Raw genomic sequence first — 13,054 nt, 5'->3', positions numbered from 1 at the left:
ACGGGGACGGCCGGGATCGGCCGTCATGCCGAGACGACCACGGTTTTCGCCGCCTTGTCGTGCAGACCCTGCCGGTACGGCTTGTCGAGCAGCAGCAGGATCCCGATGAGCACGATCCACAGGCACGGGCAGCAGAACAGCGTCGGCAGCCAGAACACGCAGGCTCGCATCAGCGCGGCCTGCGACGTGGGGACGCCGCCGTTGTCGAGCATGGCGATGCGTACGCCCATCCACTTCTTGCCCAGCGTCTGACCCGTCGCCTTGGTCATCCACCACTCGTAGCCGATGTAGAGAATCGCGGCCACCACGGACCCCAGCACCGAACGGCCGTAGTTGAAGTCGTCCGTGTCGGTCTGGAAGGTACCGAACGCCCAGTCGAGCAGGGCGACCGGGATCGAGACGAGGATGAAGTCGATGATCCGCGCCAGCAGCCGCTTGCCGGTGCCGCCGAGCGGCGGCATGCCCGCCAGTGGATCGGGCGCACCGCCGCCGTAGGAGCCGCCGCCGTACGGGTCGCCGCCGCCGTAGGGCGGGGGCGCGCCGCCGGGCGGGGTGCCCCCGGGCGGCGGCGGGTTGCCTCCGGGCGGCGGGTCGCCGTAGGGGTTGCCGCCGCCGTACGGGTCGCCGCCGGCACCGCCCTGCGGGGGCGGCGGATACGGCGGCGGCTGTCGGTCGTGCGGAGAGCCGCCGGGCGCGCCGGGGCCATTGCTGTCCTGCGGGGGTTTGGCGAAGGGATCGTCACCGGATCCGGGCGTCGGCTGGCTCATGAACCGAGTGAAACCCGCAGAAAGCGGACGCGCCTTCCGGCAAGATCCGTTCGGGGTACCCCGAACGGATCGGCACCGCCGCCCGCCTCCGCCGTTCGTCCGCCGGGCCCGACCGCCGGACGCTCCTGCCGGGCGTTACTGCCGGGCGACGAACGTACGGGCCGCCTTGTCGTGCCAGCACTGCCGCCACGGACGGTCGACCATGCACCACACCAGGCCCACGACGCCGATGACGAGCGCGTCGAGGACCGTGTGCGTCAGCCAGCGGCGCAGCGAGGGGCCGAAGCCGGGGGCGAGCTGCGACTCGATGTCGACCACGCGCAGCCCGAACAGCTTCTTGCCCAGCGTCCGGCCCCACTTGGCGGTGGGCAGCACCTCGTACAGCAGCCCGGCGACGAGGCCGACGCCGAGCACGATGGCCAGCTGGACGCCGGTGGTGCCGTCGATCAGCCAGACGGTGACGGTCTCGCCGGTCAGCCGCGCCTCGTCCACCTTGTCCCGCAGGTGCTGGTACGCGGCCTTGCCGAGCGGCACCGCCGCCGCGCCGGTGACCCCCAGGACGACGAGCGTGTCGAGCAGCCGCGCGGCCAGGCGCCTGCCGAGTCCGGCCGGGCGGCCCTGCTCCTGCACCATCGACGCGAACGGGTCGTTCACGGGCGGCCGCCACGGCACCACGCCGGCCGGCTCCCCCTGCTGCGCCGGCAGCGCGACGACACCGCCGCCGGGCGTGCCGGGGCCGGTGCCGGAACCCGCACCGCTGGGGCCCTGCCGGGCGAGGTCGTGCACCTGCTGCGCCCAGGGCGCGGCCTGGGCGAGGGGCGCGGAACTCACGCGCCGCCCTTCCGTGCCCTGGCCGGCGCCGGGTTGCGACTGCTGCGGAGCCTGCTGTTGCTGCGGCGACTGCTGCTGGGGCGTCGACGGCTGCGGCTGCCGCGGTGTCTGCGGCTCGGGCCGGCGCGGCTGGGTGTTCCACGGGGTCCCGGCGGCGGGGGTGCCGGCGGCCGGAATGCTGGTGGCCGGCGGGTGGGCAGCCGGGGCCGACGTGCCGCGCGCGGCGGGCAGGTTGGCGGCCGGGGCGGCCCGCTCCGGCTCCGGGGCGGCGCCCCAGGTGGTGCGGGGCGGTTCGACGGCCGGGGTCGCCGACCAGACGGGGGCGGCGGCCGCGCCGCGCCCGCCGGACTCCGGCTCCGGGGCCCGCACCGGGTCCTCGTCGAAGAACATGACCCCGGACTCCTCGACCGCGGGCACGCCCGAACCCCCGCCGGAGTGCCGCGCGGGGGCCGCCGGGCCGGGCGCTCCGCGGCCGCCGGCGTCCTGCTCGGACGGCGTCGTGAGCTCCTCGCCGGGTCGCGGGGCGGGGCGGCTGGTCCCCGGCACCCAGGAGGCGCCGTTCCAGTAGCGGATGTAGCCGGGGATCGACGGATCCGGGTAGTACCCCGGGACAGGGGAACCGGAGGAACCGGAGGAGCCAGTGGCGGGTGAGTCCATGGTTCGTGAGGTCCGTATCTATTCGGCCAGGGGAGTGCAGTGACCACATCTACCAGACGGGCGGTCCCATCGGAGCCGCGGTACCGCCCACCACACACCCTTACCGGGTGGAAGGGACCCGCGCGTGGCCTTCCGTCATTTTCACCGCGATTGCCAGAAGTCGCGTAATGGTTGGGGTTGTATGCGCTCTCTCCTGGTGCGGGCCCCGCGCAGCACCCGCTGCGCAACACCGCAAGGGGCCGCCCGCCAAGGAAAGGACGACGACCCGATGCAGACCGTGGTGGAACGCGAACTCGAACTGAACCTGGTGCTGTCACCGGAGCGCAGCATTCCGGTACCCGCCAGGCTGGCCTATCGCACAGATGACCCCTTTGCCGTGCACATCACCTTCCACGTCGGCTCGGACGCCCCGGTGAACTGGACGTTCGCTCGCGAACTGCTGGTGGAAGGGGTGTTCCGGCCGTGCGGGCACGGGGACGTGCGCATCTGGCCGACCAAGGTCAACGGGCGCAGCGTGATCTGCATGGCGCTGAGCTCCCCGGACGGCAACGCGCTGCTGGAGGCGTCGTCCTCGCCGGTGGCGTCCTGGCTGGAGCGCACGCTGCGCGCCGTGCCGCCGGGGACGGAGCACGAGCAGCTCGGCATGGACGACGGGCTGAACGAGCTGCTGGCCCCGACGACCCGGGACGAGCTGTGGCTGCGCGATCCATGGACGGTGACGGACGAGTCGCCGGAAGGGTGAGGGCGCGGGGGAACGCGCCGGTTCGGAGCGGCCGGAACCGCGGGAACAGCCGGAGCCGCCGCAACGGCCGGGAAGTCGGAGGAGCCGGAGGAGCCGGACGCGTCAGAAGAGCTTGCCCGGGTTCAGCAGGCCGAGCGGGTCGAAGACCTGCCGTACGCCGCGCTGCAACTCCACTCCCACCGGGCCGAGTTCGCGGGCCAGCCACTCCTTCTTCAGCAGGCCGACGCCGTGCTCACCGGTGATCGTCCCACCGAGGGACAGGCCCAGCGCCATGATCTCGTCGAAGGATTCCCGGGCGCGTGCCGATTCGTCCGCGTCCGCTCCGTCGAAGCAGACGATGGGGTGGGTGTTCCCGTCACCCGCGTGCGCGCACATACCGATCGTGAGCTCGTACTTCCGCGCGATGGCGGCGACGCCCTCGATCATCGGGGCGAGCCGCGTGCGCGGCACGCACACGTCGTCGATCATCGTCGCCGTGCCGACCCGCTCCAGCGCGACGAGCGCCAGCCGGCGGGCCTGCAGCAGCATCTCGGACTCGGCGGCGTCCTCCGCCGGGACGACCTGGGTGGCGCCCGCGGCCGTGCACAGCTCACCGACCGCCGCGAGATCCGCTGCGGGGTCGGGCGTGTCGAACGCGGCCAGCAGCAGCGCCTCGGTGGTCTCCGGCAGCCCCATCTGCGCCAGGTCGTTGACCGCCCGGATGGTCGTGGCGTCCATCAGTTCCAGCAGTGAGGGCGCGTGGCCGCGCTCCATGATCGCGCAGACGGCGGCGCACGCTGCCGCCGCGGACGGGAACTCCGCCGCGAGGACGAGCTGCGTCGGCGGCGCGGGCCGCAGCGCGAGCACCGCGCGCACGACGATGCCCAGCGTGCCCTCGGCCCCGACGAAGAGCCGGGTCAGGTCGTAGCCCGCGACACCCTTGGCGGTGCGCCGGCCCGTGTTCAGCAGCCGTCCGTCGGCCAGCACGACCTCCAGCCCGAGGACGTACTCGGCGGTGACGCCGTACTTCACGCAGCACAGCCCGCCGGCTCCGGTGCCGATGTTGCCGCCGATGGTGCACTGCTCCCAGCTCGACGGGTCGGGCGGGTAGTACAGGCCCCGCTCGGCGACCGCCCGCGACAGCACGGCGTTGACGACACCGGGTTCGACGACGGCGATCCGGTCGACGGGGTCGATCTCCAGGATCCGGTCCATCTTGACCAGCGACAGCACGATGCAGCCGTCCGACGCGTTCGCCGCACCCGACAGCCCGGTGCGGGCGCCCTGCGGGACGACCGGTACCCGCAGCGCGGTCGCGGTGCGCATCACGTGCTGCACCTGCTCGACGGTGCGGGGCAGCACCACCACCGCCGGGGTGCCCGCCTCGGAGAAGCTCGCCATGTCGTGGGCGTAGGAGGCGGTGACGTCCGGGTCCGTGAGGACCGCCTCCGCCGGCAGTCCCTCGTGCAGTCGTTCGATCAGTTCGCGCATGGTTCCAGACTGGCATCCGGGCCGTGGCCGGGGAAGCTCTGCCGCACCCCGCCACGGCCCACCGTCGCCGTCCGGTCGCTCAGAGGTTGCCGCGCAGCTCCTGCTCGCGCTCGATGGCCTCGAACAGCGCCTTGAAGTTGCCCTTGCCGAAGCCCAGGGAGCCGTGCCGCTCGATCATCTCGAAGAAGACGGTCGGCCGGTCCTGGACGGGCTTGGTGAAGATCTGCAGCAGGTAGCCGTCCTCGTCGCGGTCGACGAGGATCTTCAGCTCGCGCAGGGTCTCCACGGGGACGCGGGTCTCGCCGGCCCACTCGCCGAGGGTGTCGTAGTACGAGTCCGGGGTGTTCAGGAACTCGACGCCGGCGGCGCGCATGGCGCGCACGGTGGCGACGATGTCGTTGGTGGCGAGGGCGATGTGCTGGACGCCGGGGCCGCCGTAGAACTCCAGGTACTCGTCGATCTGGGACTTCTTCTTGGCGATGGCCGGCTCGTTGAGCGGGAACTTCACCTTGCGGGTGCCGTCGGCGACGACCTTGGACATGAGCGCGGAGTACTCGGTGGCGATGTCGTCGCCGACGAACTCCTTCATGTTGGTGAAGCCCATGACGCGGTTGTAGAAGGCGACCCACTCGTTCATCTTGCCGAGCTCGACGTTGCCGACGCAGTGGTCGATGGCCTGGAAGCGGCGGGCGCCCGGCTCGACGATCGGGTCGGCGGCGGCGTAGCCCGGCAGGTACGGGCCGGTGTAGCGGGAGCGGTCGACGAGGGTGTGGCGGGTCTGGCCGTAGGTGGCGATCGCGGCGAGGACGACGGTGCCGTGCTCGTCCGTCAGCTCGTGCGGCTCCTCCAGGCCGGTGGCGCCGTGCTCGACGGCGTAGGCGTAGGCGGCGCGGGCGTCCGGGACCTCGATGGCGAGGTCGATGACGCCGTCGCCGTGCTCGGCGACGTGCGCCTCGAGGAACTTGCCGCGCTCGGTGGCGGTCCTGACGACCGAGGTGAAGACGAAGCGGGCGCCGCCCGACTCCAGCACGTACGACGCGGTCTCGCGGCTGCCGTTCTCCGGGCCGGAGTAGGCGGTGCGCGTCATGCCGAAGGCGGTCGAGTAGTAGTGCGCGGCCTGCTTGGCGTTGCCGACGGCGAAGACCACGGCGTCCATCCCCTTCACCGGGAACAGGTCCTTCTGCCGGGCTTCGGGGGTCTGCTGCGTCTCAGTCGTCTCAGTCATGTCAAAAGCGTCGCCCTACGGACCAGAGTGCGCAACAGTTGGCGATTTCACTGGACAACAAGCACAGTGAATCGCGGGAACCACGGGTCAATCTGTGCAGTCTGACCACCGGAGGTGGACGTCATGGGGATCGACGGGCTGGACGGGCAGCTGATCAAGCTGCTCGCCGATGAGCCGAGGATCGGGATGCTGGAGGCGTCCAGACGGCTGGGTGTGGCGCGCGGGACGGCGCAGGCCCGGCTGGACCGGCTGCGGGCCAATGGGGTGATCCGGGGGTTCGGCCCCCAGGTGGACCCGGCCGCCCTCGGCTACCCCGTGACGGCTTTCGCGACGCTGGAGATCAAGCAGGGCCAAGGCGTGGACGTCCGCGCCCACTTGGCGAGCGTGCCGGAGGTGCTGGAACTGCACACCACGACCGGCCAGGGCGACATGTTCTGCCGGCTGGTGGCCCGCTCGAACGCCGATCTTCAACGGGTGATCGACCGGGTTGTCGGCTTTGATGGCATTGTGCGGGCCTCCACGGCGATCGTCATGGAGAATCCGGTGCCACTCCGGATCATCCCGCTGGTCGAACAGGCCGCGGAGGACCGCCCGTGACATGACGGACGGCACCCGCGGACGCGAGCGGGAGGGAGCCGGCCGGTGAGTTTCTGGAGCTATCTCGGGAGCCGGCACCAGCAGCTGCTGACCGACGCCTTCCAGCACGCCAGCGCCGTCTTCCAGTGCATGGTGCTGGCCACCGTCATCGGCGTCGCGCTCGGCGTCCTGACCTACCGCAGCGAATGGGCCGGCAACCTGGCCGTCACCGCGACCTCGACCATCCTCACCATCCCGTCGCTGGCGCTGATCGGCCTGCTGATCCCGGTGCTGGGCCTCGGCGTCCCGCCGACCGTCACCGCGCTGACGCTGTACGGCCTGCTGCCGATCGTGCGCAACGCCATCGTCGGGCTGCGCGGCGTCGACCCGACGCTGGTGGACGCGGCCAAGGGCATCGGGATGTCCCGGTTCACCCGGCTGGCCAGGGTGGAGCTGCCGCTCGCCTGGCCCCCGATCCTGACCGGCATCCGCGTCTCCACGCAGATGCTGATGGGCATCGCGGCCATCGCCGCGTACGCCTCGGGACCCGGGCTCGGCAACGAGATCTTCCGCGGCATCGCGTCACTGGGCAGCGCCAACGCCCTCAACCAAGTGCTCGCGGGCACACTCGGCATCGTCATCCTGGCGCTGCTCTTCGACGCCGCGTACATCGTCGTGGGCCGTCTGACCATCCCGAGGGGGATCCGTGTCTGAACCGTCCGACCGGTCGTCGACCGCCCCCGCCTCGGTCGCGGGCGCCACCATCCAGCTGGAGAACCTCACCAAGCGCTACCCCGGCAGCGCGGAACCGGCGGTGGACAGCGTCAGCATGGAGATCAAGGCGGGCGAGACCGTCGTGTTCGTCGGCCCGTCCGGCTGCGGCAAGTCGACGACCCTGAAGATGATCAACCGGCTGATCGAGCCGAGCTCGGGACGGATCCGGATCGGCGACGAGGACGTCACCGACATGGACCCGGTCAAACTGCGCCGCAAGATCGGCTACGCGATCCAGTCCTCCGGGCTCTTCCCGCACATGACGGTCGCCGAGAACGTGGCGCTGGTCCCCAAGATGGTCGGCTGGTCGAAGTCCCGGGTGAAGGACCGCGTCGAGGAGATGCTGGACCTGGTGGGCCTGGACCCGCGCGAGTTCCACGGCCGCTACCCGCGCCAGCTGTCCGGCGGACAGCAGCAGCGGGTCGGGGTCGCGCGCGCCCTGGCGGCCGATCCGCCGGTGCTGCTGATGGACGAGCCGTTCGGCGCCGTCGACCCGATCACCCGCGACCACCTGCAGGACGAGCTGATCCGGCTGCAGCACGAGCTGCACAAGACGATCGTCTTCGTCACCCACGACTTCGACGAGGCCATCAAGCTGGGCGACCGCATCGCGGTGCTGCGCGAGCACTCGCACATCGCCCAGTTCGACACCCCCGAGGCGATCCTCACCAATCCCACGGACGACTTCGTCTCCGGCTTCGTCGGCGCGGGCGCGGCCCTCAAGCGGCTGAACCTGACCCGGGTGCGGGACGTGGAGATCGCCGAGTTCGCCACCGTGACCGTCGACGACCCGCTGCAGTCCGTCTTCGACCGGCTGCGCGACACCACCACCAACGAGCTGCTGCTGCTGGACAAGCGCGGCCGCCCGTACAAGTGGCTGCGGCGCGGCGACCTGATGCGCGCCAAGGGCTCCCTGGCGCGGGCCGGCACCCTCGTGCACGACACGGTGACGCGGGACGCGACGCTGCGCGACGCGCTGGAGGCGGTGCTCACCGACAGCGGCGGCCGGGTCGCGGTGACCGGCCGGCGTGGCGAGTTCATCGGCGTGGTGGACATGGAGACGCTGATGAACTCCGTCCACGAGATGCTGGAGGCCGACCGGCTCACCGCCATCGAGCACCAGCACGAGCTGGAGGAGCTGCGCGGCCGGCAGACGCGGAAGGAGCAGGAGGGCGCGGGAGCCTCCCGTGTCCCGGAGGGGCCGACGGAGGCGGACGCGTGAGCGCGCGCCGCCCGGAGCGCCGCCCGGAGCGCCACTCGGAGCGCCGCTCGGAGCGCCGCTCGGAGCGCCACTCGGAGCGCCGCTCGGAGCGCCGCTCGGAGCGCCCTTCGGGCGAGCACGAGGTGCGCGGTCTCGCCTTCCGTGACGACCCGGAGGCGGCCGGGGACGACGGGGTGACCAACGTCGTCGGGACGCGTACCGGGCAGCATGCGCACGAGGGGCCCGGGAGCCGGCTGCGCTGGCCCAAGCTGGTGGTCACACCGCTCCTGTTGGCCGCCGCGCTGGGCGCCACCTACCTGTGGATCACCAACGCCGACCTCGACTCGATCGCGCACAACGCGCTGGCCGGCGACACCGTCCAGCTGCGCTTCTGGCAGAGTGTCAAGCTCACCGCGATCTCCACCTTCTGGGTGCTGATCATCGCCATCCCGCTCGGCACGGCGCTGACCCGCCGCAAGCTGCGCAGGGCCACCCCGTTCGTCACCGCGCTGGCCAACATCGGCCAGGCGACGCCGGCGATCGGGCTGCTGGCGCTGCTCGTCATCTGGCTGGGCATCGGCCCGCGCACCGCGATCATCGGCATGGTCGCCTACGCCGTGCTGCCGGTGCTGTCCAACACCATGGCGGGGCTGCGGAGCATCGACCCGACCCTCGTCGAGTCGGCGCGCGGCATCGGGATGTCGGCGGTCGGCGTCCTGGCCAAGGTGGAACTGCCGCTCGCCGTACCGCTGATCCTGGCCGGGGTGCGCACCGCGCTGGTCCTCAACGTCGGCACGTCCACGCTGGCCACCTTCGGCGGGGGCGGCGGGCTCGGCGACCTGATCACCACGGGTATCCAGACCCAGCGGATGCCGGTGCTGGTGCTCGGCTCCATCCTGACGGTGCTCCTCGCGCTGGCCGTGGACTGGCTCGCGTCCGTCGCGGAACAGCTGATGCGGCCGCGCGGCCTGGAGGTGGGGTCATGAGGTACGCACGCACCCGGTTCGCACGCACCCTGGCGACGGCGGGCTGCGGGCTGCTCGTCGCGACGGCCGTGCTCAGCGGCTGCGGCCTCAAGAGCGGCAGTCCGCTGGTGGACGACGTGGTCCCGGGCTCCATCGGCAAGGGCCTGCCCCTCGAAGGCGCCTCGCTCATCGTCACCTCGAAGAACTTCAGCGAGCAGATCATCCTCGGCTCGATGATCGGCCTGGCCTTCAAGGCGGCCGGCGCGGAGGTGCTGGACCGCACCAACATCCAGGGGTCGATCGGTGCCCGCGAGGCCATCAAGTCCGGTCAGGCGGACGCGATGTACGAGTACACCGGCACCGCCTGGATCACCTACCTCGGCCACGACGAACCGATCACCGACCCGCTGGCGCAGTGGCGGGCGGTGCGGGACGAGGACGCCAGGAACGGCATCGTCTGGCTGCCGCCGTCCTCCCTCGACAACACCTACACCCTCGCCATCAACCAGGCGAACAACGCCAAGTACCACCTCAAGACGCTCTCCGACGTGGCGGCCCTCTCGAACTCCGACCCCTCGGCGGTGACGCTGTGCGTGGAGAACGAGTTCGCCTCGCGCGACGACGGGCTGCCCGGCATGCAGAAGGCGTACGGGATGCACATCCCCGCCTCCAACATCCAGAAGATGGACGCCGGAATCGTCTACACCCAGGTGGCCAAGGGCACCTGCCTGCTCGGCGAGGCCTTCACCACCGACGGGCGCATCAAGGCCATGGACCTGGACACGATGGCCGACAACAAGCACTTCTTCCCGAACTACAACGCCGCCCCCGTCATCAACGGCAAGACCTTCGACCGCTATCCGGCCATCGCCGCCCTGCTGGACCCCATCAGCAAGCGCCTGACGACGCAGATCGCCCAGCAGCTGAACGCCCGGGTGGACGTGGACGGCCAGGACCCCCACGACGTGGCGAAGGACTGGCTGATCGCGGAGGGCTTCATCAAGAAGGGCTGAAGGCCGCCCGTCCCCCCTGCGGCTCATGCAAAGACTCCCTTGCAAAGAAAGCATTGCAATGGAGTCTTTGCATGCCTACGCTGCAGGGCATGACCGAAGTCCCGCCCGATGTCAGGCGACTTGACCCGCGCGCGCTGCGCGGACTCGCGCACCCGCTCCGTATGCGACTGCTCTCCGTGCTCCGATCGCACGGGCCGGCCACCGCCTCCGGGCTGGCGGACCGGCTCGGCGAATCCAGCGGCGCCACCAGCTACCACCTGCGGCAGCTCGCCGCGTACGGCTTCGTCGAGGACGATCCCGGACGCGGCACGGCGCGCGAGCGGTGGTGGAAGTCCGTGCACCGGGGCAGCCAGCTGGACAGCATCGGTGAGTTCCTGCAGCACCCGGACCCCGCGGTGCGCGGCGCCATGGGCGTCTTCATGCACGAGGCGTCGACCCAGCACGCGCAGCAGCTGGACACCTGGCTCGGCACGATGCACGAGTGGCCCGAGAAGTGGCAGCTCGCCTGGGACATGAGCGACTTCGCGATGCGCCTGACCCCTGAGCTCGCCGAGGAGCTCACCGCCCAGGTGCACACGTTGATCGAGAGCTACCGGCAGAAGGCCGTCACCGAGGAGGAAACCTCCTCGGTCCGGATCCACCTGCATGTCTTCCCGCACGAAACCGACTGACACCGACCGACACCAGCCACGGGGGCTCGCGTATGACCGTCGAAGCCGGGATAACCGGCGCCACTCAGGCGCCGTCCGCACCGGACCGCCGCCCGTTGGCGGTACTGCTCGCCGCCAACGTGGTCTCGGTCACCGGCAATTCGTTCACCATCGTCGGCGTCCCCTGGTTCGTGCTGGAGACCACCGGCAGCCCGGCCAGGGCCGGAATCGTGGCGTTCGCCGCGACGGTCCCGGTCGTGGTGGCCGCACTGCTCGGCGGTCCGCTGATCGACCGGCTGGGCCAGCGGCTCAGCAGTGTGGTGTCCGACGCGGTGTGCGCGGTGGCGATCGGCGCCATTCCGCTGCTGCACCTCACGATCGGGCTCGCCTTCTGGGAGCTGCTGGTGCTCGTCGCGGTCTCCGGGCTGTTCCACGCGCCCGGCGAGACGGCACGGGAGGTGCTGACACCGGCGCTGGCGGAGCGGGCCGGGATGACGCTGCCGCGGGCGATGAGCGCGTACGAGAGCGCTTCGCGCGGCGCCAGGATGCTGGGGGCGCCGCTGGCGGGCCTGCTGATCGCGGCGGTCGGCCCGGCGGACGTCCTGCTGCTGGACGCGGCGACCTTCGCCGTCTCCGCGCTGCTGATCGGAGCCTGCGCCAGGGTGCCGGGACCGGAACGGCCGATGGCCGGGCGGCCCACGCTGCGCGGTTACCGCGCCGAGCTGCGGGAGGGCTTCGCGTATCTGCGCCACGCCCGGCTGCTCTTCGCGGTCGTCGTGATGGTGATGGTGACCAACGCGCTGGACCAGGCGTGGTTCGCGGTGCTGCTGCCGGTGCACGCCCGGGAGCACCTCGGCGGCTCCGTGCCGGTCGGTGTGGTGGCCGGTGCGTTCGCCGGGGCCGCGCTCGCCGGCTCGCTGGTCTTCGGTCTGGTCGGGCACCGGTTGCCGCAACGCGCTCTGTTCATCGGGGCGTTCATCGTCTGCGGCTTTCCGCGCACGGCGGTGGCCGCGTTCTTCCCGGGCCTGTCCCCGCTGGTGGTCACCTCGGTGGTCTGCGGGCTGGCGGCCGGGGTGCTCAACCCGATCGTGGGCACGGTGCTGATCCGGCAGATCCCCGAGCGGCTGCGCAACCGCGTCTTCGGCGCGGTGACCTCCGGGGTGCTGGTCGCCGTACCGATGGGCGGCCTGCTCAGCGGTTACGTCGTCCAGTTCGGGGGGCTGCGCGCGGGGCTGCTCGCCGTCAGCGCCCTGTATCTGGTGACCACGCTGAGCCCGCTGGTGCTGCCCGCCTTCCGCCGCTGGGACGACACACCGGCGGACAACGGCGCGTAGCGCTCAGCAGCTGGGGACCTTGCCGCCCGTGTTGATCGCGGACAGGGCCGCCAGGGCACTGTCCAGGTCGGTGACCGGGACCAGGCGGAGGCCGGAGGGGAGTTCCGCCTGGGCGTCGGAGCACTCGCCCTTGGGGACCAGGAAGACGGTGGCGCCGTCGCGCTTGGCCGCCTGTTCCTTCAGGGGGACGCCGCCGACCGCGCCGACCTTGCCGTCGGCGGTGATGGTCCCGGTGCCGGCGACGGTGCGGCCGCCGGTGAGGTCACCGCCGCGGCCGTTGCCGTCGATCTTGTCGATGATGCCGAGGCTGAACATCAGTCCGGCGCTCGGGCCGCCCACGTCCGCGAGGTGCAGTTCGACCTTGACCTTCGAGGGCGACAGCCCGAGGTGCTTGAGGGCCGCGCCGGTGGCCGCGTTCTGCGAGTCGGTCATCTCCTGCGCGTTGTGCTGCTCGATCTCCTGGACCGAGCCGCCGCTGGGGTAGACCGCGCCGCGCGGCATCGCCGCCTGGTCGGTCGCGAACCAGGCGTCGAGCACCTCGGAGAGGTGGATCGACGCATTCGGCTGGGTCGCGGCGATCGTGGTCATCCGCAGCTGCCCGCTGGTGGTCCGGGTCGGGGTGCCGGTGATGGTGATCACCTGACGGCCCTTGTCCGCGCCGAGCACGTCCGCCGTCATCCCCGGAACCACGATCGACACCGGGAGCGGCGCGAACGCCGCGACGGCCAGCAGCGCTGCCACCAGCGTCGCGCAAAGGGCAAGGACTCGGGCACGGCGGGAGACTGCGGGCATGCAGAGAATGTAGTCCACGGGCGTGGGGGGGGGGGGCGCCCCCCCGCCCCCCCCCCC

General features: G+C 71.6%; 13 protein-coding genes. 8 read left to right on the top strand and 5 right to left on the bottom strand.

The genetic code is table 11. From position 1 onward, the window contains the following. Nucleotides 1-23 precede the first annotated feature (23 nt). Both O3X23_RS05355 and O3X23_RS05350 read right to left on the bottom strand, forming a co-directional pair. The gene (locus O3X23_RS05355) at nt 24-767 is read right to left on the bottom strand and encodes an RDD family protein (protein ID WP_269269952.1); all 744 of its coding nucleotides are present in this window, start codon (nt 765-767) and stop codon (nt 24-26) included. Nucleotides 768-902: 135 nt separating this feature from the next. Beyond that, a complete protein-coding gene (locus O3X23_RS05350) occupies nt 903-2,255 on the bottom strand; it encodes an RDD family protein (protein ID WP_269269951.1) in 1,353 nt (450 codons plus the stop codon). Between the two features lie 268 nt (nt 2,256-2,523). Between O3X23_RS05350 and O3X23_RS05345 the strand changes: the two genes are divergently transcribed. Next, the gene (locus O3X23_RS05345) at nt 2,524-2,997 is read left to right on the top strand and encodes an SsgA family sporulation/cell division regulator (protein WP_269270094.1); all 474 of its coding nucleotides are present in this window, start codon (nt 2,524-2,526) and stop codon (nt 2,995-2,997) included. Nucleotides 2,998-3,099: 102 nt separating this feature from the next. Here the strand turns inward: O3X23_RS05345 and O3X23_RS05340 are convergent, their stop codons facing one another. After that, nucleotides 3,100-4,467: an FAD-binding oxidoreductase gene (locus O3X23_RS05340; RefSeq protein WP_269269950.1), complete on the bottom strand. Its 1,368-nt coding sequence runs from the start codon at nt 4,465-4,467 to the stop codon at nt 3,100-3,102. Nucleotides 4,468-4,546: 79 nt separating this feature from the next. After that, nucleotides 4,547-5,692, bottom strand: coding sequence for a 4-hydroxyphenylpyruvate dioxygenase (hppD, locus tag O3X23_RS05335; protein WP_269269949.1), 1,146 nt, complete (start codon nt 5,690-5,692; stop codon nt 4,547-4,549). Nucleotides 5,693-5,815: 123 nt separating this feature from the next. Between hppD and O3X23_RS05330 the strand changes: the two genes are divergently transcribed. The 7 genes from O3X23_RS05330 to O3X23_RS05300 all read left to right on the top strand — a co-directional run bounded on the left by O3X23_RS05330 (nt 5,816) and on the right by O3X23_RS05300 (nt 12,205). Then, complete coding sequence (locus tag O3X23_RS05330; protein WP_269269948.1) at nt 5,816-6,289, top strand: Lrp/AsnC family transcriptional regulator; 474 nt, start codon at nt 5,816-5,818, stop codon at nt 6,287-6,289. A 45-nt stretch (nt 6,290-6,334) separates the two neighbouring features. Further along, entirely contained in the window at nt 6,335-6,982 is a 648-nt protein-coding gene (locus O3X23_RS05325) for an ABC transporter permease (RefSeq protein ID WP_269269947.1), read from the top strand. Then, nucleotides 6,975-8,264 (top strand): betaine/proline/choline family ABC transporter ATP-binding protein, encoded by a 1,290-nt coding sequence (locus tag O3X23_RS05320; protein WP_269269945.1) that lies wholly within the window; start codon nt 6,975-6,977, stop codon nt 8,262-8,264. The genes O3X23_RS05325 and O3X23_RS05320 overlap by 8 nt, the downstream gene beginning before the upstream one ends. After that, nucleotides 8,261-9,229, top strand: coding sequence for an ABC transporter permease (locus tag O3X23_RS05315; RefSeq protein WP_443047771.1), 969 nt, complete (start codon nt 8,261-8,263; stop codon nt 9,227-9,229). Before O3X23_RS05320 ends, O3X23_RS05315 begins: the two co-directional genes overlap by 4 nt. Next, on the top strand, nt 9,226-10,221 hold the full coding sequence (locus O3X23_RS05310; protein ID WP_269269944.1) for a glycine betaine ABC transporter substrate-binding protein: 996 nt from the start codon (nt 9,226-9,228) through the stop codon (nt 10,219-10,221). Before O3X23_RS05315 ends, O3X23_RS05310 begins: the two co-directional genes overlap by 4 nt. Nucleotides 10,222-10,292: 71 nt before the next feature. Then, nucleotides 10,293-10,892 carry a winged helix-turn-helix domain-containing protein gene (locus O3X23_RS05305; protein WP_269269943.1) on the top strand — a complete coding sequence of 200 codons (600 nt, stop codon included), beginning with the start codon at nt 10,293-10,295 and terminating at the stop codon, nt 10,890-10,892. Nucleotides 10,893-10,924: 32 nt separating this feature from the next. Next, the gene (locus tag O3X23_RS05300; RefSeq protein ID WP_269269942.1) at nt 10,925-12,205 is read left to right on the top strand and encodes an MFS transporter; all 1,281 of its coding nucleotides are present in this window, start codon (nt 10,925-10,927) and stop codon (nt 12,203-12,205) included. A gap of 3 nt (nt 12,206-12,208) precedes the next feature. Here the strand turns inward: O3X23_RS05300 and O3X23_RS05295 are convergent, their stop codons facing one another. Then, on the bottom strand, nt 12,209-12,997 hold the full coding sequence (locus O3X23_RS05295) for a S16 family serine protease (RefSeq protein WP_269269941.1): 789 nt from the start codon (nt 12,995-12,997) through the stop codon (nt 12,209-12,211). Nucleotides 12,998-13,054 lie beyond the last annotated feature (57 nt).

It is taken from the genome of Streptomyces sp. H39-S7, from assembly GCF_027158205.1.
Taxonomy (GTDB): Bacteria; Actinomycetota; Actinomycetes; order Streptomycetales; family Streptomycetaceae; genus Actinacidiphila.
This window is presented reverse-complemented; position numbering and strand designations above follow the sequence as displayed.

Excerpts from the sequence above, each read along its gene's own strand:
- O3X23_RS05355 (WP_269269952.1), bottom strand. The coding sequence starts at position 767 with ATGAGCCAGCCGACGCCCGGATCCGGTGACGATCCCTTCGCCAAACCC.
- O3X23_RS05350 (WP_269269951.1), bottom strand. The coding sequence starts at position 2,255 with ATGGACTCACCCGCCACTGGCTCCTCCGGTTCCTCCGGTTCCCCTGTC.
- O3X23_RS05345 (WP_269270094.1), top strand. The coding sequence starts at position 2,524 with ATGCAGACCGTGGTGGAACGCGAACTCGAACTGAACCTGGTGCTGTCA.
- O3X23_RS05340 (WP_269269950.1), bottom strand. The coding sequence starts at position 4,467 with ATGCGCGAACTGATCGAACGACTGCACGAGGGACTGCCGGCGGAGGCG.
- hppD (WP_269269949.1), bottom strand. The coding sequence starts at position 5,692 with ATGACTGAGACGACTGAGACGCAGCAGACCCCCGAAGCCCGGCAGAAG.
- O3X23_RS05330 (WP_269269948.1), top strand. The coding sequence starts at position 5,816 with ATGGGGATCGACGGGCTGGACGGGCAGCTGATCAAGCTGCTCGCCGAT.
- O3X23_RS05310 (WP_269269944.1), top strand. The coding sequence starts at position 9,226 with ATGAGGTACGCACGCACCCGGTTCGCACGCACCCTGGCGACGGCGGGC.
- O3X23_RS05305 (WP_269269943.1), top strand. The coding sequence starts at position 10,293 with ATGCCTACGCTGCAGGGCATGACCGAAGTCCCGCCCGATGTCAGGCGA.
- O3X23_RS05300 (WP_269269942.1), top strand. The coding sequence starts at position 10,925 with ATGACCGTCGAAGCCGGGATAACCGGCGCCACTCAGGCGCCGTCCGCA.
- O3X23_RS05295 (WP_269269941.1), bottom strand. The coding sequence starts at position 12,997 with ATGCCCGCAGTCTCCCGCCGTGCCCGAGTCCTTGCCCTTTGCGCGACG.